This window comes from Granulibacter bethesdensis CGDNIH1 (assembly GCF_000014285.2).
Classification (GTDB): Bacteria; Pseudomonadota; Alphaproteobacteria; order Acetobacterales; family Acetobacteraceae; genus Granulibacter; species Granulibacter bethesdensis.
In genome coordinates this window covers 282,469-304,995 of the sequence record NC_008343.2, presented here as the reverse complement: position 1 = coordinate 304,995, position 22,527 = coordinate 282,469, and the positions used below count along the sequence as shown (strand labels likewise).

The 22,527-nt window shown below is 59.4% G+C and carries 23 protein-coding genes and 1 tRNA gene; 13 read left to right on the top strand and 11 right to left on the bottom strand.

Annotated elements, in window-relative coordinates:
• Positions 1-3 precede the first annotated feature (3 nt).
• The 3 genes from GBCGDNIH1_RS13675 to GBCGDNIH1_RS13665 all read left to right on the top strand — a co-directional run bounded on the left by GBCGDNIH1_RS13675 (position 4) and on the right by GBCGDNIH1_RS13665 (position 1,391).
• Positions 4-327 carry a YbaB/EbfC family nucleoid-associated protein gene (locus GBCGDNIH1_RS13675; protein ID WP_011630968.1) on the top strand — a complete coding sequence of 108 codons (324 nt, stop codon included), beginning with the start codon at positions 4-6 and terminating at the stop codon, positions 325-327.
• 71 nt (positions 328-398) lie between these two features.
• Positions 399-1,007, top strand: a complete 609-nt coding sequence (gene recR, locus GBCGDNIH1_RS13670) for a recombination mediator RecR (protein WP_011630967.1) — start codon at positions 399-401, stop codon at positions 1,005-1,007.
• Positions 1,008-1,046: 39 nt separating this feature from the next.
• Entirely contained in the window at positions 1,047-1,391 is a 345-nt protein-coding gene (locus GBCGDNIH1_RS13665; protein WP_011630966.1) for a hypothetical protein, read from the top strand.
• 6 nt (positions 1,392-1,397) lie between these two features.
• On the opposite strand, the gene GBCGDNIH1_RS13660 is transcribed toward GBCGDNIH1_RS13665, so the two are convergent.
• On the bottom strand, positions 1,398-2,396 hold the full coding sequence (locus tag GBCGDNIH1_RS13660) for a sulfonate ABC transporter substrate-binding protein (RefSeq protein WP_157691958.1): 999 nt from the start codon (positions 2,394-2,396) through the stop codon (positions 1,398-1,400).
• 133 nt (positions 2,397-2,529) lie between these two features.
• Between GBCGDNIH1_RS13660 and ssuD the strand changes: the two genes are divergently transcribed.
• A complete protein-coding gene (gene ssuD / locus GBCGDNIH1_RS13655) occupies positions 2,530-3,714 on the top strand; it encodes an FMNH2-dependent alkanesulfonate monooxygenase (protein ID WP_011630964.1) in 1,185 nt (394 codons plus the stop codon).
• A gap of 206 nt (positions 3,715-3,920) precedes the next feature.
• On the opposite strand, the gene GBCGDNIH1_RS24925 is transcribed toward ssuD, so the two are convergent.
• Complete coding sequence (locus tag GBCGDNIH1_RS24925) at positions 3,921-4,067, bottom strand: hypothetical protein (protein ID WP_162288467.1); 147 nt, start codon at positions 4,065-4,067, stop codon at positions 3,921-3,923.
• Between the two features lie 527 nt (positions 4,068-4,594).
• Between GBCGDNIH1_RS24925 and GBCGDNIH1_RS13650 the strand changes: the two genes are divergently transcribed.
• A complete protein-coding gene (locus GBCGDNIH1_RS13650; RefSeq protein ID WP_162288466.1) occupies positions 4,595-6,277 on the top strand; it encodes a hybrid sensor histidine kinase/response regulator in 1,683 nt (560 codons plus the stop codon).
• A gap of 8 nt (positions 6,278-6,285) precedes the next feature.
• Here GBCGDNIH1_RS13650 and GBCGDNIH1_RS13645 read toward each other — a convergent pair whose 3' ends face one another.
• The 4 genes from GBCGDNIH1_RS13645 to GBCGDNIH1_RS13630 all read right to left on the bottom strand — a co-directional run bounded on the left by GBCGDNIH1_RS13645 (position 6,286) and on the right by GBCGDNIH1_RS13630 (position 8,940).
• A complete protein-coding gene (locus GBCGDNIH1_RS13645) occupies positions 6,286-7,167 on the bottom strand; it encodes an aldo/keto reductase (protein WP_011630962.1) in 882 nt (293 codons plus the stop codon).
• Positions 7,168-7,253: 86 nt separating this feature from the next.
• The gene (locus GBCGDNIH1_RS13640; protein WP_011630961.1) at positions 7,254-7,643 is read right to left on the bottom strand and encodes a gamma-butyrobetaine hydroxylase-like domain-containing protein; all 390 of its coding nucleotides are present in this window, start codon (positions 7,641-7,643) and stop codon (positions 7,254-7,256) included.
• Positions 7,640-7,879: a Trm112 family protein gene (locus GBCGDNIH1_RS13635; RefSeq protein ID WP_011630960.1), complete on the bottom strand. Its 240-nt coding sequence runs from the start codon at positions 7,877-7,879 to the stop codon at positions 7,640-7,642. Before GBCGDNIH1_RS13635 ends, GBCGDNIH1_RS13640 begins: the two co-directional genes overlap by 4 nt.
• Before the next feature lie 29 nt (positions 7,880-7,908).
• Positions 7,909-8,940 (bottom strand): tetratricopeptide repeat protein, encoded by a 1,032-nt coding sequence (locus GBCGDNIH1_RS13630; RefSeq protein WP_011630959.1) that lies wholly within the window; start codon positions 8,938-8,940, stop codon positions 7,909-7,911.
• Positions 8,941-9,119: 179 nt separating this feature from the next.
• Between GBCGDNIH1_RS13630 and GBCGDNIH1_RS13625 the strand changes: the two genes are divergently transcribed.
• A tRNA-Gly gene (locus tag GBCGDNIH1_RS13625) sits at positions 9,120-9,194 on the top strand.
• 95 nt (positions 9,195-9,289) lie between these two features.
• On the opposite strand, the gene lptG is transcribed toward GBCGDNIH1_RS13625, so the two are convergent.
• Complete coding sequence (lptG, locus tag GBCGDNIH1_RS13620; protein ID WP_011630958.1) at positions 9,290-10,357, bottom strand: LPS export ABC transporter permease LptG; 1,068 nt, start codon at positions 10,355-10,357, stop codon at positions 9,290-9,292.
• On the bottom strand, positions 10,354-11,541 hold the full coding sequence (gene lptF / locus GBCGDNIH1_RS13615; protein ID WP_157691957.1) for an LPS export ABC transporter permease LptF: 1,188 nt from the start codon (positions 11,539-11,541) through the stop codon (positions 10,354-10,356). The genes lptG and lptF overlap by 4 nt, the downstream gene beginning before the upstream one ends.
• Before the next feature lie 137 nt (positions 11,542-11,678).
• Between lptF and GBCGDNIH1_RS13610 the strand changes: the two genes are divergently transcribed.
• The gene (locus GBCGDNIH1_RS13610; protein ID WP_011630956.1) at positions 11,679-12,950 is read left to right on the top strand and encodes a glycosyltransferase family 4 protein; all 1,272 of its coding nucleotides are present in this window, start codon (positions 11,679-11,681) and stop codon (positions 12,948-12,950) included.
• On the top strand, positions 12,943-14,382 hold the full coding sequence (locus tag GBCGDNIH1_RS13605) for an oligosaccharide flippase family protein (RefSeq protein WP_011630955.1): 1,440 nt from the start codon (positions 12,943-12,945) through the stop codon (positions 14,380-14,382). Before GBCGDNIH1_RS13610 ends, GBCGDNIH1_RS13605 begins: the two co-directional genes overlap by 8 nt.
• Positions 14,383-14,384: 2 nt before the next feature.
• On the opposite strand, the gene GBCGDNIH1_RS13600 is transcribed toward GBCGDNIH1_RS13605, so the two are convergent.
• The 3 genes from GBCGDNIH1_RS13600 to GBCGDNIH1_RS13590 are packed head-to-tail and all read right to left on the bottom strand — an operon-like array spanning position 14,385 to position 17,404.
• Positions 14,385-15,380 (bottom strand): radical SAM protein, encoded by a 996-nt coding sequence (locus tag GBCGDNIH1_RS13600; RefSeq protein WP_011630954.1) that lies wholly within the window; start codon positions 15,378-15,380, stop codon positions 14,385-14,387.
• Positions 15,381-15,396: 16 nt separating this feature from the next.
• Entirely contained in the window at positions 15,397-16,296 is a 900-nt protein-coding gene (locus GBCGDNIH1_RS13595) for a hypothetical protein (protein WP_157691956.1), read from the bottom strand.
• Entirely contained in the window at positions 16,268-17,404 is a 1,137-nt protein-coding gene (locus tag GBCGDNIH1_RS13590) for a glycosyltransferase (protein ID WP_043452611.1), read from the bottom strand. The genes GBCGDNIH1_RS13595 and GBCGDNIH1_RS13590 overlap by 29 nt, the downstream gene beginning before the upstream one ends.
• A 193-nt stretch (positions 17,405-17,597) precedes the next feature.
• On the opposite strand from GBCGDNIH1_RS13590, the gene GBCGDNIH1_RS13585 reads away from it, so the two are divergent.
• From GBCGDNIH1_RS13585 to spt, 5 genes are all read left to right on the top strand, one after another.
• Positions 17,598-18,092, top strand: a complete 495-nt coding sequence (locus tag GBCGDNIH1_RS13585; protein WP_011630951.1) for a DUF2141 domain-containing protein — start codon at positions 17,598-17,600, stop codon at positions 18,090-18,092.
• Positions 18,093-18,238: 146 nt separating this feature from the next.
• On the top strand, positions 18,239-19,987 hold the full coding sequence (locus tag GBCGDNIH1_RS13580; protein ID WP_011630950.1) for a fatty acyl-AMP ligase: 1,749 nt from the start codon (positions 18,239-18,241) through the stop codon (positions 19,985-19,987).
• A gap of 9 nt (positions 19,988-19,996) precedes the next feature.
• Positions 19,997-20,968 (top strand): NAD-dependent epimerase/dehydratase family protein, encoded by a 972-nt coding sequence (locus tag GBCGDNIH1_RS13575; protein WP_011630949.1) that lies wholly within the window; start codon positions 19,997-19,999, stop codon positions 20,966-20,968.
• 51 nt (positions 20,969-21,019) lie between these two features.
• Complete coding sequence (locus tag GBCGDNIH1_RS13570; RefSeq protein WP_011630948.1) at positions 21,020-21,271, top strand: acyl carrier protein; 252 nt, start codon at positions 21,020-21,022, stop codon at positions 21,269-21,271.
• Positions 21,272-21,314: 43 nt separating this feature from the next.
• Positions 21,315-22,514, top strand: coding sequence for a serine palmitoyltransferase (gene spt / locus GBCGDNIH1_RS13565; RefSeq protein WP_011630947.1), 1,200 nt, complete (start codon positions 21,315-21,317; stop codon positions 22,512-22,514).
• Positions 22,515-22,527: the final 13 nt, after the last annotated feature.

The window sequence follows — 22,527 nt, the reverse complement described above, 5'->3', positions numbered from 1 at the left end:
AGAATGAAAAATCTGGCAGGCCTGATGAAACAGGCATCACAGATGCAGGCGAAAATGGGAGAAATGCAGGCCAAGCTGGAAACCGTCGAGGCGGAAGGTTCAGCCGGGGCAGGCATGGTCACCGTGACCCTGAATGGAAAGGGCGACCTGCGCCGCCTGCATATTGATCCGAAACTGGCCGATCCGGCGGAAACCGAGATGCTGGAAGACCTGATCGTCGCTGCGCATAACGATGCCAAGAAAAAAATCGAGACGATGGCTGCCGAAGAAATGCAGAAAGTCACAGGCGGGCTGAATCTTCCCGCGGGGATGAAGCTGCCATTCTGAAACGGTTTTTCGTGCTGAACCGTTCTCATCCGCATGAGATTGTCATCCGGCAGCACCGGTAAGGGAGTTTCATGGGCGGACCGGAACTGGAGCAACTGATCGCCTTACTGGCCCGACTGCCCGGACTGGGTCCGCGCAGCGCCCGCCGTGCCGCCCTGCGCCTGTTGCAGCAGCCGGAGACCCGGCTGTTGCCCCTTGCCGCCGCCATGCAGAACGCTGCCCGCGCCGTCAAAACCTGCCGGGTCTGCGGCAATCTGGACAGCGCCGATCCATGCTCTGTCTGCACTGACCCAAGCCGGGAAAATGGACTGATCTGCGTCGTCGAAAGCGTCGGCGATCTGTGGGCCATGGATCGGGCGGGGATCTATCGCGGGCTGTACCATGTGCTGGGCGGGGTGCTGTCCGCTCTGGCCGGGACCGGTCCGGATGCCCTCAACTGGCCCGCGCTCATGCGGCGTATCGAGTCTTCCCGCCCATCCGCAACCCCGGTCACAGAAGTCATTCTTGCCCTGGGTGCCACCGTTGATGGGGCCACAACCGCACATTGGCTGGCCGAGCAACTGCGACCAATGGGGGTTTCCGTCACCCGGCTGGCACAGGGGATTCCCATTGGCGGCGCGCTGGATGTTCTGGATGACGGTACCCTTGCTGCCGCTATGCGGGCAAGGCGGTCTGCATGATCCCTGCTTTTTATCCACGATCAGTAAGGCTCATGCACCATGGCTGACACGCCGATCAAATCCGTATCGACACCATGGCATGATGTTCTGCTGATCTGTGCCAAGTGCAATAAAAAGCTCAAGAAACGTGGTTTTGGAAAAAATGCGCGGGACAGCCTCAGCACAGCGCTGAAAAATGGTTTACGACAACTGGGCCTGCGGCGGACGATCCGCGTAGCCGAAACAGGCTGTTTCGGCGTCTGCCCGAAAAAGGCGATCTGTGCGCTACGGACCGGTATGGCGGAGACGATACTGGTGATCCCCGCCAAAACCGAAACCGTCGCCATTCTGGGCCGGATGGAGCTGCTGCCCGTTCCATGCGTTCTGCCGGACGAACAGGACTGACAAGGCTTAGCCAGACTGGCCTTCATGCCAGACCGCGTCGGCAACCCGGATACGGCCCGGCAGAAGATGCTGATCCGCAAAAGCATCGGCAATGGCCTGCTGTGAGGCGATGACGTCCGGGGTGATCGGGGACAACCCGAAAGGCAGGAGTTTGACCGCACGTTGCACCACCGGCAACGGCAGACGGGTGCCTGCTGAAAGCGTCAGGGCAACCTCTTCCTTATGCGTCTCCGCCCAGCGATCCAGGAGGGCGAGTTGGTCAAGTACCGCCCGCACCAGCCCGGGCGCTTTCTGTGCAAAAGAGCGACCAGCCAGAAAAAATTCCCGATTTTCCACCAGCCCGGCCCCATCGACCAGAACACGTGCATCCGTACGCTCCCGCGCAGAGGAAAGATACGGATCCCAGATCGCCCATGCGTCCAATCGACCGCTGTCAAACGCCGCCGCACCATCCGCCGGGGCAAGATAGGAGACGTGAATGTCCTTCATCATCAGCCCCGCATTCTGCAATGCTTTGAGCAGCAGCCAATGCACATTGGCGCCTTTGTTCAGCCCCACTGTACGGCCTCGTAAATCCGCAACTGACTTTATCGGGCTGTTACCTGGAACCAGTATGGCCTCGCCATGCGGTGCGGGAGGCTCCACCCCCACATACAGAATGCTGTCATTGGCAGCCTGCGCAAAAATGGGCGGTGTCTCACCCGTGCTACCGAAGTCGATCGCCCCCCCGGCCATAGCTTCCAGCAGCTGCGGGCCTGCCGGAAATTCGCTCCACACCACCTGATGGCCGGAGCTTTCGAGCGCTTTCTCCAGCCATCCTTTCTGACGCAACAGAACCAACGTGCCGTATTTCTGAAAACCAATCCTGATGGTGGTTGGGCCATCCGCCGCAGAAGCAGACGCCCCCCCAGCCAGACTACCCATCGCGGATGCCGCCAGAGCGGAAGCGATAAAACCACGCCTTCCCAATGTTAATTTCTGTGCAATAGTCCGATTATTCGGCATATATAGTCTTTCAATAATGTAATTTTCGGTACAACCGCTTGATTGCACGTTATATATGTGAATATAAACCATCAACACGTTTTTAGCGTTTTTTTGATCAGAAATACGTTTTCTGAATGGAGTTTCCTGACCAATGTCTCACTCCAGCCATGCTGCCGAGGCTGCGGATGTTTTGTGGTTCCTGCCCACACATGGTGATGGGCGGTATCTGGCTTCCCAGGTCGGTGCGCGTCATGTCACCCTGAATTATCTCAGCCAGATTGCCCGTGCGGCTGATGAACTCGGCTATTATGGATTGCTGCTGCCGACCGGGAAATCCTGTGAGGATTCGTGGATCATTGCCTCTGCCATGGTTCCCCTGACACAGCGGACACGGTTTCTGGTGGCGGTAAGGCCCGGATTGTCCGAACCTTCCATGACAGCACGCATGGCAGCAACACTGGACCGTCTGTCTGGCGGCCGTCTACTGATCAACGTCGTTGCCGGGGGAGATCCGAAGGAATTGCAGGGGGACGGGGTCTTCCTGGATCACAGCGAACGCTATGAAGCAACTGCTGAATATCTTCAGGTCTGGCGTGCCCTGCTAGAAGGGAAGACAGTGGATTTCGAAGGCAAACATGTACGCTCAAAACAGGGAAAGCTGCTGTATCCGCCGGTCCAGACGCCTTATCCGCCGCTTTATTTCGGCGGGTCTTCCGAAGCCGGTCAGGAGGTCGCGGCCGAGCAGTGCGATGTCTATCTGACCTGGGGTGAGCCACCCGGGGATGTCGCTGAAAAAATCGCCGACATGCGGGCACGGGCTGCAAAACGCGGTCGAAAGCTGAGCTTCGGTATCCGCCTGCATGTCATCGTGCGGGAAACGGCTGAGGAAGCCTGGGCGGCAGCCGATCATTTGATCCAGTATGTCACCGACGAAGCCATTGAGACGGCACAAAAAGCCTTTGCCCATTTCGACAGCGTCGGGCAGCAACGTATGGCCCGGCTTCATAGTGGCCGCCGGGAAAAACTGGAAATCAGCCCTAATCTGTGGGCCGGTGTGGGGCTGGTTCGCGGCGGAGCCGGCACGGCGCTGGTCGGCAGTCCACAACAGGTGGCGGACCGGATGAAAGAATATATGGCGCTGGGCATCGACCGCTTTATCCTCTCCGGCTACCCGCATCTGGAAGAATGCTATCGCTTTGCCGAACTGGTTTTTCCTCTGCTGCCGTTGCGGGAAACAACGGGCAATCGTACTCTTGGTACAGCCCGCAATGCCGGACCCTTCGGCGAGGTCATCGCCAATGTCACAGCCCCCACCCATCGTGTCTCCGCCAGCTGAAACGATTTGCAACGGCCCGTATTTTAAAAAGGGAAAAGCCAAACTGGCTTTTCCCTTTTTTGGTGATATGAAGCGATACTATAAAATAGAAACTTGTCTTTAAAAGCCATCCCAGCAAAATAGCGGGATGGCCATCCATAAAAACAGCACGCTTTATGATGATTATGCTCAGCTTGTCGCTGAAACATGTGGATTGGCGGCTGTTTTTATCGTTCTGCAGGAAAATCATCATTTTTCTTTACTTGGTCACGCATGCGCTGCGGAGGAAAAAATGGTCTTTTTTCCATCCCGGCCACCTGCCAACCACCCGATTCTGGCGCGGCTGATATCACTGGCGGGATCAGAGCCTTCATGGCACCCGCTTGATCAGGAAAATATTTTTCGAAGCCATGCTGGTCGTCCTTTCATGGCCCGTTTCAGCATGTGCTGTGTCATGGCGCTGGACGATTCAGGAGGTTCCCCCACAGGGGCTATCATCGGGTTCAGCAGCACGCTTCGTCCCGACATGCTCTCCGTTACAGAGCAGAATGTTTTGCACCTGACCGTCCGGCTACTGCGCCGTGCCTTGGCTGTACAATCCCAGCTTCCACAAGAACAAGCTACGCTCAACCAGAATACAGCGCATCATATCCCGTCTGACATACAGATTGCTTTTAACAATAATCCATCGGGACTGGTGATTCTGGAAAGAGGATCAGGACGGCTGCTGAGAGCCAACCAAGCGGCTGATAAGCTCTTCGAATTGGGTAGCAGACATTTCTTGCCAGACGCGCCAACCGTATTCAGAAGCCTTGTTCAAAGAGCCATTTTACACGGCGTCGGATGCACACGACAGTGGGTGGAGCATCAATCACATTCTGGAAATCCGATTGCTTTCTTTGTGCTGATCAAAATTCTGCATGATGAAAATAATACCCTCAGCCTTGTCCTGCTGATTGTTGAAAAAGAATTTTCACCGGAGATTTTTCCACAGCAGGATTATTATAAATCGCTTCTGCAACAGCATATGATGGAAATTACGACCCAGCCTGTCTGGATCAGTGATGGCAGCAAGCGCATCATCTATCTGAACAGATTCTGGCAGGATTTTACCGGCATCTCCGTTACCTCCAGTCATGATAAGAAAGATATTGATCTTCGGCCATTATGGGAAATGGCTTTTCATCCCGATTACGTGACGAAAGTCGTGCATCATCGGGAAACTGCTTTCAACGACGGCATGCATTATGACATTGAAGTGCCGATGCGTCGGGTGGATGGGGAATATCGCTGGTTTTTGATTCGCAGCATTTCCCTGAATTCTGATCGGACGCCAAAACTATGGATCGGCATTGGAACAGACATTCATGACCGCATCAAAGCCGATCATGAGCTGCGCACGATCATGGACACAATGCCCCAGATGATCTGGTCGGCCCAGGCTGACGGATACCATGATTTTTTCAATCAAAGATGGATTCAGTTTTCCGGTCTGCCGACCAATCAACTGATCGGGCATGGCTGGACAACATTGCTGCATCCCGATGACCGCGATCATACGCTTGCCCATATGAATAATAGCATTGCAAGCGGTCAATCCTATGAAATCGAACACCGCATGAAACGTGTCGATGGACAGTGGCGGTGGATTTTAACGCAGGCTCATGCCATCAGCAATGAAGAGACCGGTGCTGTTACGCGCTGGTATGGAAGCTGCACGGACATCGAACACTCTGTTCAGGCAAGAGAGATTTTAAAGCGAGATGCATCAGCCCTTGAAACTCTGGTGCAGCAGCGGACATTGGCTTTACAGAAAGCACTGCGTGAAAATACTGAGACCCAGGAACAGCTGCGGCAGGCCCAGAAAATGGAAGCTGTGGGGCAGCTGACAGGCGGGATTGCTCACGATTTCAATAATATCCTGGCCTGCATTATCGGCAATCTTGAGCTGTTGCAGATCAAAACACAGAAAACCGAAAATTCAGAAATTGAGAGATATATCCAGTCCGCACTGAACGCTGCCGACAAGGCATCTTCCCTGATCGATCGATTACTTTCTTTTTCCCGCCGCCAGCCTCTTAATTCTTCCTCCGTCAATATCAACAGCCTGATCGTCGGGTTGGATGATCTTCTCAGTCGTACACTTGGCGCCTCCATTCATGTGGTGACCGAATTGCAGTCTGATCTGTGGCTGACACTGTGCGACCCCCATCAGTTGGACAATGCCATTTTGAATCTGGCGATCAATGCACGGGATGCCATGCCAGACGGAGGATCTTTACAGATTACAACAGGTAATTTCCGGAATGATCCCGATCAGCCGGACAATTATATGTCCATCCTGCCAACCGGCGATTATATCTGCGTGACCGTCAAGGATAGCGGAACGGGTATGCCTCCGGATGTCATGGAACGTGCCTTCGAACCGTTTTTTACCACCAAACGGCTGGTTGGTACCGGGTTAGGCCTGTCTATGGTTTATGGCTTCGTCAAGCAGACAGGCGGCCATATCAGTATCGACAGCAGGCCCGGCGCAGGCACAACGATTTCCATCTACCTGCCCCGCCTGCTTGATCAAGACTGATAGGCTTCTTATCCGGCAGCCGCCCAGGCAGCCTTCCCTTGCTCATCCAAAGCTCTGAAATCGCCTTCATCCAGGTGAATATCGGCGGCCATGACATTATCGTCCAGATGGGAGGGGCTGCCGGTTCCTGGAATGGGCAGCATCACGGGCGACCGCTGCAACAGCCATGCCAGCGCAATCTGCCCGGGCGTCTTACCCATTCCCTGCGCCAACCGATCCAGCAAAGAACCGCTCTGCGCCAGACTTCCCGCAGAGAGCGGTGCCCAGGGGATGAAACCGATGCCATGAGCCTCGCAATGGCGCAGCACATCCTCACTGGTGCGATCCACCAGATTGTAGCGATTCTGCACTGTCGCCACGGGAAAGTAATTCTGTGCCGCCTGAATATCCGCCACCGAGACCTCACTGAGGCCCACATGCCGGATCAGACCCTCCCTGACGAAGCCGGCAATGGCCTCGAACTGCTCGGCACGGTCAACTTTGGGATCAATCCTGTGCAGCTGCCACAGATCAATCCGTTCTACCCGCAGGCGGCGTAAACTCATCAGCACGCATTGACGCAGATATTCGGGCCGCCCCACCGGGCGCCATATATCCGGTCCATGGCGCGTCAGCCCGCCCTTGGTCGCAATTACCAGGCCGGTATAGGGATGCAAAACCTCCGCAATCAGGTCTTCGCTGACAAAAGGTCCGTAACTATCAGCGGTGTCGATCAGGTCGACACCAACATCACGCAGGCGGCTCAGCGTTGCACGGGCGGCATCGGGATTGGCAGGCTCACCCCAGATTCCCTTGCCGGTGATACGCATCGCACCGAAACCCAGTCGATGAACTGGCAGATCCCCACCAATCCTGAAAATCCCGGATCCGGCAGCACTGGGCTGGCTCATGGCTTGCTCCCCTCAGCAACATAGATAGGGCGGGCAAAACCCGCCTTGCCCCATATGGGTGGCCCTGGATGCGTTGCAACCGAGGGTCAGCGTGTCAGCTTCTTGTCCGCCAACCGATGCAGATAAGCCGCCCAGCGCTCGGTCTGTTCCCGACCGAGTCGGCGCAGATAGTCCCACGTGTAAATACCGGTATCATGCCCGTCATCGAAGATGATCCGGACGGCGTAATGCCCGACCGGCTCCAGCCCCCGCATTCCGACATGACGCTTGCCGGAGACAGTACGGCGCTCTGCCGGCGTATGGCCTTGCACCTCAGCACTGGGACTTTCGACACGGAGATACTCGGCAGGCAGGCTGTAGGCGGCGCCATCCTCGAATGTGACGTGCAGCAGTGCCTCACCACGATCCAGCCTGATTTCGGTCGGCGTCACTGCCGCCCCATCCGATGCCTGCCCCAAAGGCGGTATGCCGGTCATTCCGGCAACCGCCTTGCCTCTTCCGGCAGCATAATCGGAATACCATCCCTGATCGGATAGGCCAGACCGGCCTTCCGGCTGATCAGCTCTCCGGCGGCGGCATCATAGACCAGCGTGTCCCTCGTCACCGGACAGACCAGAATTTCCAGCAGCCGTGGATCAACAGTCTCGGCGGCAGACCCGCGCTCCGGAGTCGCCGCGGGATCAGACAGCGAAGGAAGAGTATTGTCAGTCATGATGATCGCTCCAGTCAGGGACAGCCGGATCAGCTGAACAGCAATGCGGAGAGTTTTCGTCTCGCCGCGAGGGTGGCCGGATCGCCCTGTCCCCATGCATCGAAAAAGCGCAACAATTGCAGACGCGCTGCATCCTCGTTCCAGGCGCGATCATGCCGGATGATGTCCAGCAGCAGGCCCGCCGCCTGCTCCCGCTCTCCAGCCGCGGACAACGCCGCAGAGAGATCATAGGCGGCCTGCCGATCATCGGGGTTGGCCTCATGAGCGGCCTGCAGCTCGGCCAGTCTGGCGCGGGCCTGCCGGCCTTCCTCAGCCACTGCAACAGCGGAGCGCGCACCTTCGATGTCTGCATGCGCCGCAATCGCGGGGGGAGCCTGATCCAGCACAGCGGCGGCTTCTTCCGGCTGATCCAGCGCCAGCAGGCTGCGGGCCAGACCGGCCCAGCCTTCCGGCTTTTCCGCATCCTGCTGGATCAAGGCGGAATAGAGCTGGGCCGCCATCTCATGCTCGCCTGCCTCGGTCGCACGTTTGGCTTCGGCCAGAAGATCCGCACCGGGCAGCTCTCCACCCGTCATCTTGAGCAGAGGTTCAACGAAGCGTTTGATTTCCGATTCCGGCACAGCCCCCTGAAACAGGTCGGCAATCTGCCCCTGCCAGAATGCCGCCACGGTCGGGACCGACTGCACCGGCAGACCGAGCTGGGCCAGCTGCTGCACAAGAGAGCGGTTCTGATCGATATCGATCTTCACCAGCTTGATACGCCCCTGTGCCGCACGAACGGCTTTTTCCAGAACCGGGGTTAATTGTTTGCATGGGCCGCACCAGGTGGCCCAGAAATCCACCAGCACAGGGGTGGTGCGCGATGCCTCAATCACGTCTTCCATGAACGTGTCCTGAGAGCCATCGATGATCATCTCCTGCGCCGAGAGGGTCGCGGGATTCTGACTGGACACGTCCTGACCGGCTGCGCCGACCAGACCACTCCCCTGAGCGGAAGGGCCTCTTCGGGATGCGCCTGCCCCTCCGGCAGAATTTCCTCCAGCGCCAATGATCAGGCTCATGATTCACATCCCTCAGCAGCACAACAAGACCGGATTGATAGATGTTTGCGACCGGTTAGGAAACAACCCGGCGCGGGGTGTTTTTCGCGATTGTCGAAATCATGACAAAAAAGGGGCTTGCCAAGCTTTTCATCCCCCTATAGAAGCCCGCCCACCGCTGCTTCGGCACGGTCACGGATGCGGGCGTAGCTCAGGGGTAGAGCACAACCTTGCCAAGGTTGGGGTCGAGGGTTCGAATCCCTTCGCCCGCTCCAGTTTTTTAAAATATTGTCTTGCTGTTGGAACGGTGACCAGCGTGGTCGCCGTTTTGTTTTATGGGCCTTACGATATGAACCGTTCGCTCAGGGTCCTATCTCTGCCGCCGGTAAAACAGGTCAATTCCCAGCCACATCAATAACACAGGCGGCGTTAATGCCGTCACCGCCGGATTGAGATTCAGCAGCACATCCAGATGGCCTGAAATCTGCTGAACAAGTGTGAACACGACACCGATCGCCGCCCCCAGCGCAATGAAGGCTCCTGTATTCTGCACACGGCCACCGCCAAAAACAAAAGGTGTCGCCGCAATCACCATCGCCATCATCGTCAACGGAATACTGATTTTAGCCCACAACTCCTGCTCATAGCGTATAGCCTGCAAGCCCCGCTGCTTCAGACTGTGTACATAGCGCCATAATGCCAGCGGCGGCATTGCATCCGGCCGCAAGCGCAGGAACTGAGTCTGCTGCGGAGTCAGAAAAGGGGTCCAGTCCAGACGGTCCAGATGAGCCTTGCGGAGTTGCCCATCCACAAGAGTTCTGCTCAGTACATCATGCAGAACCCAGCGATCATTCGGCAGAATATCGGCGCTTTGCGCATGCAGATAACGATGCAGTTCTCCATCCGGCGCAAAGGAGAATATGTCGATATTATAAGGTTCATCATGATGTTCGAAATGCTGAATATTGAGAAAATGCCTGTCCCCGTAAGCCCAGAAACTGTCCTGGCTGCGAAGAGCCGTGGTATCCGGCAGCGCGTTGCTGCGCCATGTCTGGGCTTCTCTCTGCGCTGGTGGAATCACAAACTGGGCCATCAGAAACAGAATAACCATCAGCGGTATGGAAAAAGCGATCACCGACAGGATGATCCGTCGCTCTGACATGCCGAGGCCGCGCAACGCCGTCAGCTCCCCATTTCGGGCAAGGCCGCCCAGCCCCAGCAACGTTCCGATCAGCATGGAGACAGGAAAGACCTGCAACAATCGGTAAGGGATGGTCAGGGCAACGTAAATCGCGGCATCGAGCATACCGTAACGCCCCTGTCCGACAGAGGCCAGTTGCTGCACAAATTCCAGCAGGCTGAACAAGGCCGTCAGTGCGATGGCGGAAAGACCGACCGCTTTCAAAGCCGCCATCGCCGCGTAGCGTTCTTTCTTCATCTCCTGACCCGGGCACCGCGGCGGGAAAGTGCAAGTCGCCAGCGTGGCCCATACAGCAGGATCAACAGAACCACACCCAGCAGCGCCGGTACCCACCAGATACCGGGGATGGCGGGCACAACCCCATGTTGCACCCATGTCCGCGCCGAAGTGCACAATAGATAATAGCTGAAATACGCCAGAATCGCGGCTCCAAAACGTGCATAGCGGCTTTGGCGCGGCTTTGAACGGCTCATCGGGATTCCCAGCAGCCCAAGCAGCAAGGTGGAAACAGGGGTCGAAAAACGCCACTGAAGCTCTGCAATATCTGCCGGACTGGGCGATCCAAGCAACAGACGGCTCGCAGTCGCGACAGCGCTGTAAGCGGCGGCATCAGCCTTGTTCGGCTGGATATCGAGAACGGTCTCAGCCGCATCCAGCACCTCATCGTTTCCCTCACCGGAGCGGTTGAAACGATAAATATGAGCATCACTCAACAGGATTTGCGATTTCGCATCCGGTGAGGCCGGCCGCAGGGTCATAGCCTGCCGTGCGGAGATGATCTCCATCCGATCAGGCGACCAGAGCTGCACGAAAACACCGCTGGCCGGTTCTTCAGGCCCTTGGCGATGGGTGAAGAAAATCACCCGATTGCCTTTGGGACCGATATAAAAAGTCCCTGCCTCCATCGCATCGGTATTGAGCGACACATGGGCCTGATCCGACAGGGCATGCAGCCGCGCATAGGCCCATGGTCTGGCAAACAGGGACAAGGCCCCCACCACCACCGCCATAGCCAGACACAGGCTCAGCACGATACGCCATATGCGCTCCGGCTGGACGCGCAGCGCAGCCATGGCGGTTATTTCCTGATCACTGTTCAGCCGCCCGAACGCCAGAAGTACGGACAGATAGAGCGAAATGGGGATCAGCACTTCCAGCGCGATCAAAACTTTCAGGCTGACCATCTGGATGATCGAGCCAGTCGGCAACAGACCATTCACCGCATCAGACAGGAAACCAGCCGCGCTGAAACTGCCGAACAAGCCTGCCAGCACCGCCAGCACCGGCACGAAAGGGCGCATGATCTCACGGATCAGGTAGGTCTGGATAATCAACGGTACAAAAGCCTGATCCAGAAGGCAGCCAAAAGGGCGAAAGCAGCGGGCCAGCGTCACGCGGATCATCGTTGATCGACCGGCCATGATCGCGCCAGCTATAATCCGAAACATCTGCTGCGCAAACGCCGCATTGCAGGGCAGGCCGCCCGGCGGCTATGCCGCTGGATCGTCATCACACGGCCAACGGTCGACCAGCAGCCAGGATGAAAGCGCCGTAGCCGATGAAAATCCTTTTTGCGTTCGAAAATCCCCTGCCCAGCCGGGAAGCCGACGCCGAAGTCTTTACCACCACCGCCCGCTATCTGTCCCGGCACCTCGACCAATGCTGGTTGCATGTTCCCGTCTCTACGCCGGAGGGTTTAAAGGCCAGCGAAACCCTCGCAGGCATGGACGTTATCCGTGCATGGGCACCGCGTGGACCGGGACTGGTCCGGCATCTGGCCTGTGGCCTGACGATCGTGCTGCGCCGGGCTTTCCGGGAAGCGGATCTGGTCTATTCGCGCAATCTGTTCGTCACCTGGATGGCCGTGCTGTGCGGAAAGCGCGTTGCCTTCGATCATTACCGCCCTTGGCCGGACCAGATCCCGCCTTTGCAGAGATGGTTGTTTCGCCTGTTCTCCCACCGCCATGTCCTGATCCATATCTGTCATTCCGAGTATACACGGCAAAAATATCTGGCGCTGGGGATACCCCCCGACAAGCTGCTCTGCGTGCATAACGGGTTCGAGCCTGAGCGGCTGCGCCACCCCGTGCCGGTCGAAGATGCGAAACGCGCGCTCGGCCTCGATCCGACGCAGATCACCGCGATCTATACCGGCCGCATCAATCACAAGAAGGGATTGCCGCTGCTGATCGAGGCCGCACGCCTTCTGCCGCAGATCCGTTTCCTGCTGGTCGGCTCTACGGGCCATGGCCCGATCGAGACCATGGCGGCTGGTCTTGCCAATGTGACATTCATCCCGTGGCAGACCGAAGCGACCCTCTCCCGCTATCTGTTTGCCGCGGATGTGCTGGTGATTCCTCCCTCCTCCAGCCCGCTGATGCAGTTCGGCTCCACGGTACTGCCGCTGAAGCTGTTTCTGTATCTGGCCTCCGGGCGGCCCATTCTGGCGGGCGATACCCCGGATGTCCGGGAATTGCTGGAGCATGACCGCAATGCATGGCTCTGCCGGGCAGACGATATCGAGGCGCTGGTAGAGGGCCTCACGACCCTGATCACCGATCCGGCACGGGCGCACAGGCTGGCACAGACCGCTCAGGCCGATAGTCAGAGCCTGACCTGGGAGGCCCGCGCCAGCCGCATCGCCGCCATCCTGCAAACAAGGATGCAGGCTCCTCCTCCACACGCATCCCGCTGGACAGCCAGGCACTGGCGTCAATGGCTCGGTCAGTCCCGGCAGTGGCTTACGCACCTGCTCAAGACCCGTTCATGGGTGCTGCCGCCACGCCCATCCGCACCCTTTCCTGCCCCGGAAACGCCACCGCATGGATAACCACCGGCAGCATCTGGCCCGTGGCTTCAACTGGCTGGGCGGAGCCGCCATCGCCACCAGAATCATGGATATTGCCAGCACGCTGATCGCCCTGATGTTTCTGACCAAGGAGCAGGTCGGCATCGCCGCCATGGTAATCGCCACCGGCATGGTGATCGAAGCGCTGGACGGAATCGGCACTGCCGAGGCGCTGGTACAGGCCCCCCGTATCAGCCGCACCCAGTATGATAGCCTGTTCTGGTTCATCATGACCGCCGCTGCGGTGATCGGCCTGCTGACATGGCTGCTGGCCATGACTGGTAGTGCGCTGTACGGGATTGGCGGCATAGCGGGATATTTCGTGGCGGTCGCGCTGAAACAGCCTCTGGTGGCCGGAGCGGTCATTCCACTGGCACAGATGAACCGTGCCTTGCAGTATGAACGCATTGCCGTTGTCGGACTGGCAGGCACATTCGGCGGTGCCCTCACCCGCGCCGGGCTGGCGGTCTGCGGGGCGGGAAGCTGGGCGCTGGTGGCGGCCTATACGATCAGCGGCGCATGCATTCTGACGGCCTCCCTGATTGCGCACCCCTTCCGGCCGCGTCTGCGCTTCCGGTTCATCACCATCCGTTTTCTGCTGCGTTTCGGTCTCCGCTCGGCCTCGGCCAGCCTGCTCGATCAGGTGTTCCGCAATATCGATTTCCTGCTGGTGGGCGGATTATATGGCCCGGCATCGCTGGCCCTTTACCGGGTCGCCTTCGATGTGGCGATGGAACCGGCCATGGCCGTCAGCCAGTTGATCAAGCGTGCGACCCTGCCGGTTTTTTCCCGCATGGCGCATACGCCACAAGCGCTTCAGGAAGGGGTCACCTGGGCCCTCCGCCGCCTGTTGATGCTGGTCACACCCGTCACGATCGGACTGATCCTTGCAGCCCATCCGCTGCTGGCGCTGCTGAAAGACGGTCATGGCGGAAGCTATGCCGCCGCCGCTCTGCCCCTTCAGCTTCTGGCCGGTGCCGCCCTGCTGCGTGTGATGCTGGAACTGATGTTTCCGCTGATGCTGGCCACCGGGCAGCCCGGTATGGCGGCAAAACTCTCGGCAACAACCCTGACGCTGCTCAGCCTTGGTATTCTGTGGGCCGGGCTGGTTCTGCCGCCGGAACAGGGTGTGATCGCCGCCGCCGCATCATGGCTTGCGATCTATCCCTTCGCCCTGCTCTGGGCGTCCCGATATGTGCACCGGCGCTGGGGCTGGTCACCATGGATATGGCTGCACACCATACGGGGGTCTGTGGAGCGGGCGACCATTCTGGTGCTGATCGTGATCGGTCTGGAAACACTCGCGGGAACGGTACCTCCCATGCTTCGGCTGGGGATGATTGCCGCCATCATCACGATTGGCTCCCTGCTACCGCTCTCGCAGCGCAAAAAGGCGCCTTCCTCTACCGGATAAATCTACTCAGCTACCGCAGGGACAGGCTCCGGCAAGGTCTGCGCCCCACGGAAGCCGTCGAACATGCTCATCTGATGCACGCAGGATAAAGTGCAGGTCGGCGCGCAGGATTTGGGCGTATGATATTCGCGCCGCAGATCCTCCCGCGTGTATTCCAGCAACGGAATGGCCGGATAGCCCCGCTGCTGTGAACACCAGTGTACCCGTCCGTCCTCGGTCACATACAGGTAACGCGCGCCGGCGCGGCATTTCCATTGATTGGGTTGCCCCTGCATCAGGTTCCGCTGAAACAGCCGGTAATTGAGACCATGCACCAGAGACGGCGAGATTTTCGTGACCGTCGCATAGGCCGCCATCTGCAGCGCACTGAGCGGCTTCAGCGTTCCGGTATGGTCGTGCAGCACGCCGACAGAATGCTGAAGCCCATATTTGGCGGCGGTGCGCGCGACCTCAATCACATCCGGGGTGCGTTCATCACTGATCCCAAGCACCGAATTGACGTTGACCTTGAACTGCGCATGCTCTGCCAGCAATCCGAGTTTCTTTTCCACCGAATGCAGGCTTTTCATCGACACCTCATCCGGTTCCAGATTGTCGATGCTGATCTGCATACCCTGTAATCCGGCCGCATTCAGACGGTCGATCCAGGCTTTGGTCAGACGGAACCCGTTGGTGATCATGGTCACGATCATGCCGTGACGCCGGGCCGCCCGGATCGCCTCATCCAATTGCGGATGCAGCAGCGGCTCGCCTCCGGTAAACGTGATGGAGGCTGTGCGGAGTTTCGCCAGATGATCAATCCGCGCCAGCAATTCCGGCAACGGCACAGGCGGAGAAAACGTATCGTATTCGTTACAGTATCCGCAGGCCAGGTTGCAGCGCCGCGTTACCACCACCTGTGCCAGCAGAGGATTATAACGGGAACTGGCAACAAGACCGAGAAAGCGCAGGCCCGACCGGAGACCTTTGAGTTTCTTCGACAGAGGAAGCTTCGCCATGGAATTCCCGGACTGGTTATGCCTGCCCCGCCACCGGCGGGCGAAACAGGGACGATAAAGGCGGCTGAACCGGCAGAACACGCAGAGCACGGCGCCAGGGTGGCGGCCACAGGCGTAATCCCGCGACATCCAGCAATGCCTCGCCCGCCAGCGTCGAGAGACATCCTTCCGGAGGAACCGAAAACAGCGTCTCCCGCTCCGGCCAGACATGCCAGCGTGTCCAGGTCCAGGCTCCGTGGCGGCGATAAACCCGCATCAGCCCACGCGCAACCCCCGGTGCCGTAGGGACAGTTCTTCGCTGTGCATAACAGGGAGATGCCCCGATCCGGGCTGCGAGGGTCAGGCTGCGTGCATCCACGTAATTGCTGTACCAGACCGTAAAGCCCAGCTCCGCCTGCAACTGCATCACGGCACGGTGAACCTGAAAATGCTCGGCATGGCCGTATTCGCCCCATGGATTATGGGTGCAGACATGCAACGCACCGGTCAGATGCGGCCTCAACGCGGTGAGCACGCGGTCAAAATTGGCCTCGTAGCGCGCCCGCGCCGCTGGCTCGTTGATCGCAATGCCGAACCGGGTCAGTGCGGTGTCGAGATGCTCATCCGCCCAATCAACCTTAAATCCGGCTCCGCTTTCGGGGATCGCCAGATTGACCAGCCCCGGCAGATGCCCCGGGGGATGCCCAGGGGGATGCCCAGGGGGATGCCCAGGGGGATGCAAGGCCGCCACGGCCCGCCGCCGGGCTGCTGCACGCTGTGGACGTGTAAAGGAATCGCCGAATACGAACACCACATGGCGGGCCGTCGGCAGTACGGAACTCAGCCAGAGACATTCATCATCCGGGTGCGCGACGACGATGGTCGCTCCTTCTGGAACCAAACCCGCTTCAGCCCGCATGGTCGAGCACCGAATCATACAGTGTTTCCAGACCAGCCGTCTGACGCTGGCGGTCGAATTCCCGCTCGGCCATGCGCCGGGCAGCATGGCCCATACGCCGGCGAAGCGCGTCGTCATCCAGCAGATCATTCATCCGGCGGGCCAGCGCTTCCACATCCCGCTCCGGCGTCAGGAAACCGGTTTCCCCGTCCCGGACGGCTTCCGGTATCCCGCCGCTGAGCGATCCGATCGCGGGCACACCGCTCGCCGCAGCTTCCAGCAGGACCATGCCCAACCCTTCCTCCCTGCCGCTGCGGGTGCGCACGCTCGGCTGCACCAGCATCGCCGCCTGTCGCATATGGTGCAGGACAGCCTCATGCGGCCATGCACCGAGAAACCGCACCCGCGCTTCTACGCCCAGCGCACGCGCCAGATCACGCAACCCGGGCAGCAACGGCCCCTTCCCGATAATGTCCAGCCTGACATTCTCATGCCGGCCATTCAGGCGGGCAAAAGCGCGGATCAGAGAAGCGGTGCCCTTGACTTCCACCAGCCGGGCGACATGCAGAATGGTTCTGGTTTCCTCCTCCGGCGCACGAGGCGTGATTCCGGCACAATCCACGCCGATATAGTGAACCCGCGTGCGCTCGGCAGGGAAACCCAGCGCCAGCACTTTCCGGCGAATAAACGCGGAGGCACAGAGAAACAACGCGCCCTCCCGCGCCAGCCTGTGCCGCATCAGCGCGTACCAGGCCCAGGGGGGAGAGGTCATCAGCCCGGCCAGAGACAGGGTCGCATCGAAGCCATGAAATGTCGTGACCAGCTTCACACCGAGCCGCCTGGCCAGCGGCAGGGCATAGCTGCCATCAACCCCGAAATGGGCATGGATCAGCGCCGGCCTGCGCTTACCCAACCGCCGCAGATAGGGGCCGGGATCGCGGGACAGCATCTGCCAGCCTACCGCAGCAGAAGGACGCGTCCCGGCACAACGCCCCAGCACAATGGACTCCGCCCCCGACGGAGCCTCCCCATAGCGCAGCCAGCCCATGTAAAGCGGGCGATAGCGCGCCAGCGCTTCAGCCGGTTCGGTGACGAACGGCTCCGAAACACGGAACAGGTTATGGCGGAAAATCAGGATCTGACGCATTTCATGCCGGAGGACGTTTCTCTTCTTCCGCGACTCTCTCCTACGATCGGCTGGCCTACAGTCGGCTGGACTTGACCGTTCCATGCCCGTACAGCCTGCTCACGCAGGAATACCCGGCATGATGGGAGATGGCGATCCGGCAGACCTAACCGGAAGTCGCACTTCATCACAAGACTGACAGGAAGCAGCCGTCATGGATCGGAACAGACCACCCATACTGAAACGGCTTTTTAGTATTATAATCCTGCTGAGTCTGGCAGTCTGGCCTTGCCACGGTCACGCAGGGACCGCTCCGTGTCAGCCGGCTGATCCGCACCAGACCCGCCTGTTGATCTCTGTCCATGGCATGAATTCAGCATCAGGCGTGATCACCATCACCGTCTATCCGGATGAGGCCACGCATTTTCTGGATGGGAAATACAAACTTGCCCGTGTCAGCCTGCCGGTTTCCCTTCCTGTGACACATGCCTGCATCGCATTGCCCGCATCAGGATTTTATGCCGTCGCCCTGTTTCATGACGCCAACCGGAACGGTCATTTCGACACGAGCATGCTGGGCCTGCCTGCCGAAGGGTTTGGTTTCTCCCGCAACCCGGTTCTTCTGCTGGGGCCACCCGACCTGTCGGCTGTCAGATTTGCAACCCACCCCGGCGATAACGTGGTCGATATCAGAATGAAATACTACTAAACCGCGCTTCGGACTTGACGGATTGCCTTCAAACCCCCTGATAGTCCTGCCTTTCATGGGGCTGATCCTGTCACCCCGCCGCCCGACCAACCTGCACCTACCGCCACCGGGAGTGGCGCGTCAGCACTCAAGGATGTGGACCACCCGTGCATCATTCCGTCACCCCCACGCCGTCAGACGCTGGCACTCCCCGTCGGCTTGCTGATTTTCCTACCCTGCCCGATGCGCTGGATTATGCCGCCACCGGTCAGGCCGGGCTGAATTTCTACTCCGGGCGCGGGGTGTTGCAGGAAGCCCTGCCCTATCGGGAACTGCGTCGTCAGGCACAGGATAATGCCCGTCGTCTGCTGGCGCTGGGTCTCAATCCGGGTGAGCGCATCGCGCTGATTGCCGAGAATGATGGCGATTTCGTCCGCCTCTTCTGGGCCTGCCAGTATGCCGGACTGGTGCCAGCCCCCCTGCCGCTGCCGGCTGCCTTTGCCGGACGGGAAGGGTATATCGCCAATATCCGCCGCATGATCGAAAGCGCACAGGCCAGCGCGGCCTTTGCACCCGATCTGCTGAACGAATGGTTGCAGGAAGCGACTGAGGGTCTGAACCTCGTCTTCACCGGCACCGCCACCATGCTGCATACCATGCCGGTCCCAGCTATGGACCTGCCCGTAATTGATCCGGATGCGCTGTCCTATCTGCAATTTTCCTCCGGCAGCACCCGGTTTCCGCTTGGTGTGGCCGTCACACAGCGCGCCGCCATGGCCAATGCCGCCGCCATCAGCCAGCACGGCCTGGCATTCAGGGATGGGGATCGGGGTGTTTCCTGGCTGCCGCTCTATCACGATATGGGGCTGGTCGGCTTTTTGCTGACCCCGCTGACCTGTCAGATTTCAGTCGATTTTCTGCCAACGCGGGAATTCGCACGCCGTCCGCTGGTCTGGCTGGATCTGATCAGCCGCAATCGCGGCACACTCTCCTACAGCCCTTCCTTCGGCTATGAGCTGTGCGCCCGCCGGGCCGAAAGCGCTCCGGAAACGCTTGACCTCTCCAGCTGGCGCATTGCCGGGATTGGCGGGGACATGATTCGACCGCAGGTTCTGCGCGATTTTGCCGCGCGCTTCGCAACCCGCGGTTTCAGTGATCGGGCTTTTGTCCCCAGCTATGGCATGGCCGAAGTCACACTGGCCCTCAGTTTCTCCCCCCATGGTGGAGGGTTGCATACCGATGTCGTGGCGCGCGGACCGCTGGAACATCAGGGTCTCGCCCTTGCCAGCGTGCCGGAGGAGCAGACCGGTCAGAGCCGTGACTTCGTCCTGTGTGGACCGGTTCTGCCGGGCTACGCCATTGAGGTGCGTGGCGAGGATGGAACTGTGCTGCCGGAACGCCGCGTGGGCGTGATCTATGCACGGGGGCCGAGCATCATGACCGGCTACTTCGCCCAGCCGGAAGCAACCTCCGCGGTACTCTCCGCTGATGGATGGCTCAATACCGGTGATCTCGGCTATCTGCTTAACGGGCAGATTGTCGTCACCGGACGCGCCAAGGATCTGATCATCGTCAACGGTCGCAATATCTGGCCGCAGGATCTGGAATGGTCCGCCGAGAGCCATATTCCTGCCCTGCGCAGCCGTGATGTGGTCGTTTTCTCGATCGAGAATGACACGCAGGAGAAAGTTGTGGCGCTGCTGCAATGCAGGCTCAGCGATCCGGCTGCCCGGGAGGCCCTTCAGCAGGAAGCAGCTTCCCTGTTCCTGCGCCAACATGGTGTAGAGGTCTCCGTCATTCTGGTACCGCCGCGCAGCCTGCCGCAGACTTCATCCGGCAAGCTCAGCCGCGCACGGGCAAGGCAGATGCTGCTGACTGGCGCTTTCGAGAGCGATCCTGTCTCCTCCGTCGCCTGAACGAGCTGAATGATGGCCCGAAAACCCATTGCGGCGGTAACAGGGGCCACCGGGTTTTTGGGCTGCCATACCGTGGCTGCCCTGGCAGAGCGCGGATTTCACGTCCGCGCCCTGATCCGCAGACCTGAACCACATCCGCTGTGGCAGGACAGAGGGATCGAAACTGTTCCGGGCGATCTGGCGGATGAAACCGCGCTGCAACGGCTGCTGACGGGCGCTGATGTGGTCCTGCATCTGGCCGGGCTGGTGCGGGCGCGCTCACCCAAGGCATTTCTGGCCGTCAACCGGGATGGCGCTTTCAGGCTAGCCTCCATGCTGCAACGCTGCGCACCGGCGGCACGGTTGATCGGCATCTCCTCCCTTGCCGCACGGGCACCCCATCTATCCGCCTATGCCGCCAGCAAATCCGCCGGAGAACAGGCTTTGAGGGACGGGTTCGGGGGCAAACTGTGCATTGTGCGTCCTCCGGTCATTTATGGTCCGTGGGATACCGCCACCCTGTCCATTTTCAGAAGCGCCGCGGCAAGGATCGTGCCCGTCGCGGGTCATTCCCGCTCCAGAATCGCCATGATCCATGTTGCCGATGCCGCCGATGCGATCGCGGCTCTGGCCGTTCACAAAACGCCACCCTCTCTCTGCACGCTCGCTGATGGCAACCCACAAGGTTATACGCCGCAGGAAATCATGCAGACCGCCGCGCAGGCGCTCGGCCACCATCCCCGCTATGTCCGGCTGCCGGCAGTCTCCATATGGGGGGCCGGGCTGGCGGGCAGCCTTTACAGTCTGCTTTCCCGGCGACCTGCCATTTTCAATGCAGGCAAGGCGCGGGAGATGCTGCATCCCGACTGGTCGGTCTCCCCGGCTGAATTATTGCCCGATGCCATTGCCCGACCCCGTATCACCCTTGATCATGGATTTTCCGGCGCGGTCGCATGGTATCGTGCCGCGGGTTGGCTGGCCCCGGCGCACGCTCCCCGCTAGAGACATGATCCAGATATCAATCCACCCCACTGATCGCCCACGGAGCCTCTCATGAGCACCGATCTGCCCTCCATCAAAGCTCTGATCATTGATACGCTGACTGCCCGCTCCAAGACGGCAAAGCCGGTGAATGGAGAAACGGTGATCGTCGATGATCTCGGGCTGGACTCGCTCGCTGTCATGAATTTCGTCATGGACATCGAAGATCGCCTCGATGTCTCCGTGCCGCTCGACCGGCTGGCAGGGATCCGCACCATCAACGATCTGGCCGCCTGTCTGGCCGAGTTGACTGCCGCGCCTTGAAGACACTCCCCTCTTCCTTATCTCCAGCGTTCCCGGATTTCTTATGAGCTGTTCCATTCTCGCCAAATTTGCTCCCCTCGCCGAAGCGCGGCGCGCCCTGACCTCCGCCGGTCATGATCCGTTCAGCGTGGTGATCGAGCCAGGCCCCTCGGCCAGTGAAGGCATGATCAATGGACAGCCGACCCTGCTGTTCGGAACCAACAACTATCTGGGTCTCAATCTGGACCCGGCCGGGATAAGCGCTTCCGCCGAGGCCGTGCGGGAGCATGGAACCGGCACCACCGGCTCCCGTATCGCCAATGGCACCACAGCACTGCACACCGCCCTGGAACACGAGCTGGCTGCGTTCTATGGTCGCAAACATGCCATGGTGTTCAGCACCGGCTATCAGGCCAATCTCGGCATTCTCTCTACACTGGCCGGCAAGGATGACTATCTGCTGCTGGATGCTGACAGCCATGCCAGCATCTATGATGGCAGCCGCCTTGGTCAGGCGCAGGTGATCCGTTTCCGTCACAACGATCCGGAAGATCTGGCCCGCCGCCTGCGCCGTCTGGATGGCACACCGGGCGCAAAGCTGGTGGTGGTCGAAGGTATTTACTCCATGCTCGGCGACAGCTGTCCCCTTGCCGAGATTGCCGCTGTCAAACGCGAAGCGGGTGCATGGCTGCTGGTGGATGAAGCCCATTCGCTCGGGGTGCTCGGTGCCCGTGGGCGTGGGCTTGCGGAAGCTCAAAACGTAGAGGCCGATACCGATTTCATCGTCGGCACATTTTCGAAAAGTCTCGGCAGTGTCGGCGGTTTCTGCGTGACCGACATAGACGGCTTCGACATTCTGCGCGTTGCCTGCCGCCCTTATATGTTTACCGCTTCACTGCCAGCCTCCGTGATTGCCTCCGTGCAATCCGCTCTACGGCAGATGCAGCAAAGGCCGGACTTGCAGGCAACGCTGCGACACAATGCCGAAGCACTTCATGGCGGGCTGAAACAGGCCGGTTTCACAGTGGGACCACAGGTCAGCCCCATCGTGGCGGTCACGATGCCGGATATTCCCACCGCCATCGCTTTCTGGAATGCGCTGCTGGAGCATGGAGTGTATGTCAATCTGTCCTTACCGCCCGCAACGCCGGATGATCATCCTCTGCTGCGTTCCAGCGTGACGGCCAGCCATACAGAAGGAATGATCAACGACGCTATCGCTCGTTTCAAAGTAGCGGCTTCCGATATCGGTTTTCCGCTCTGAGGGTTCGCGAGGC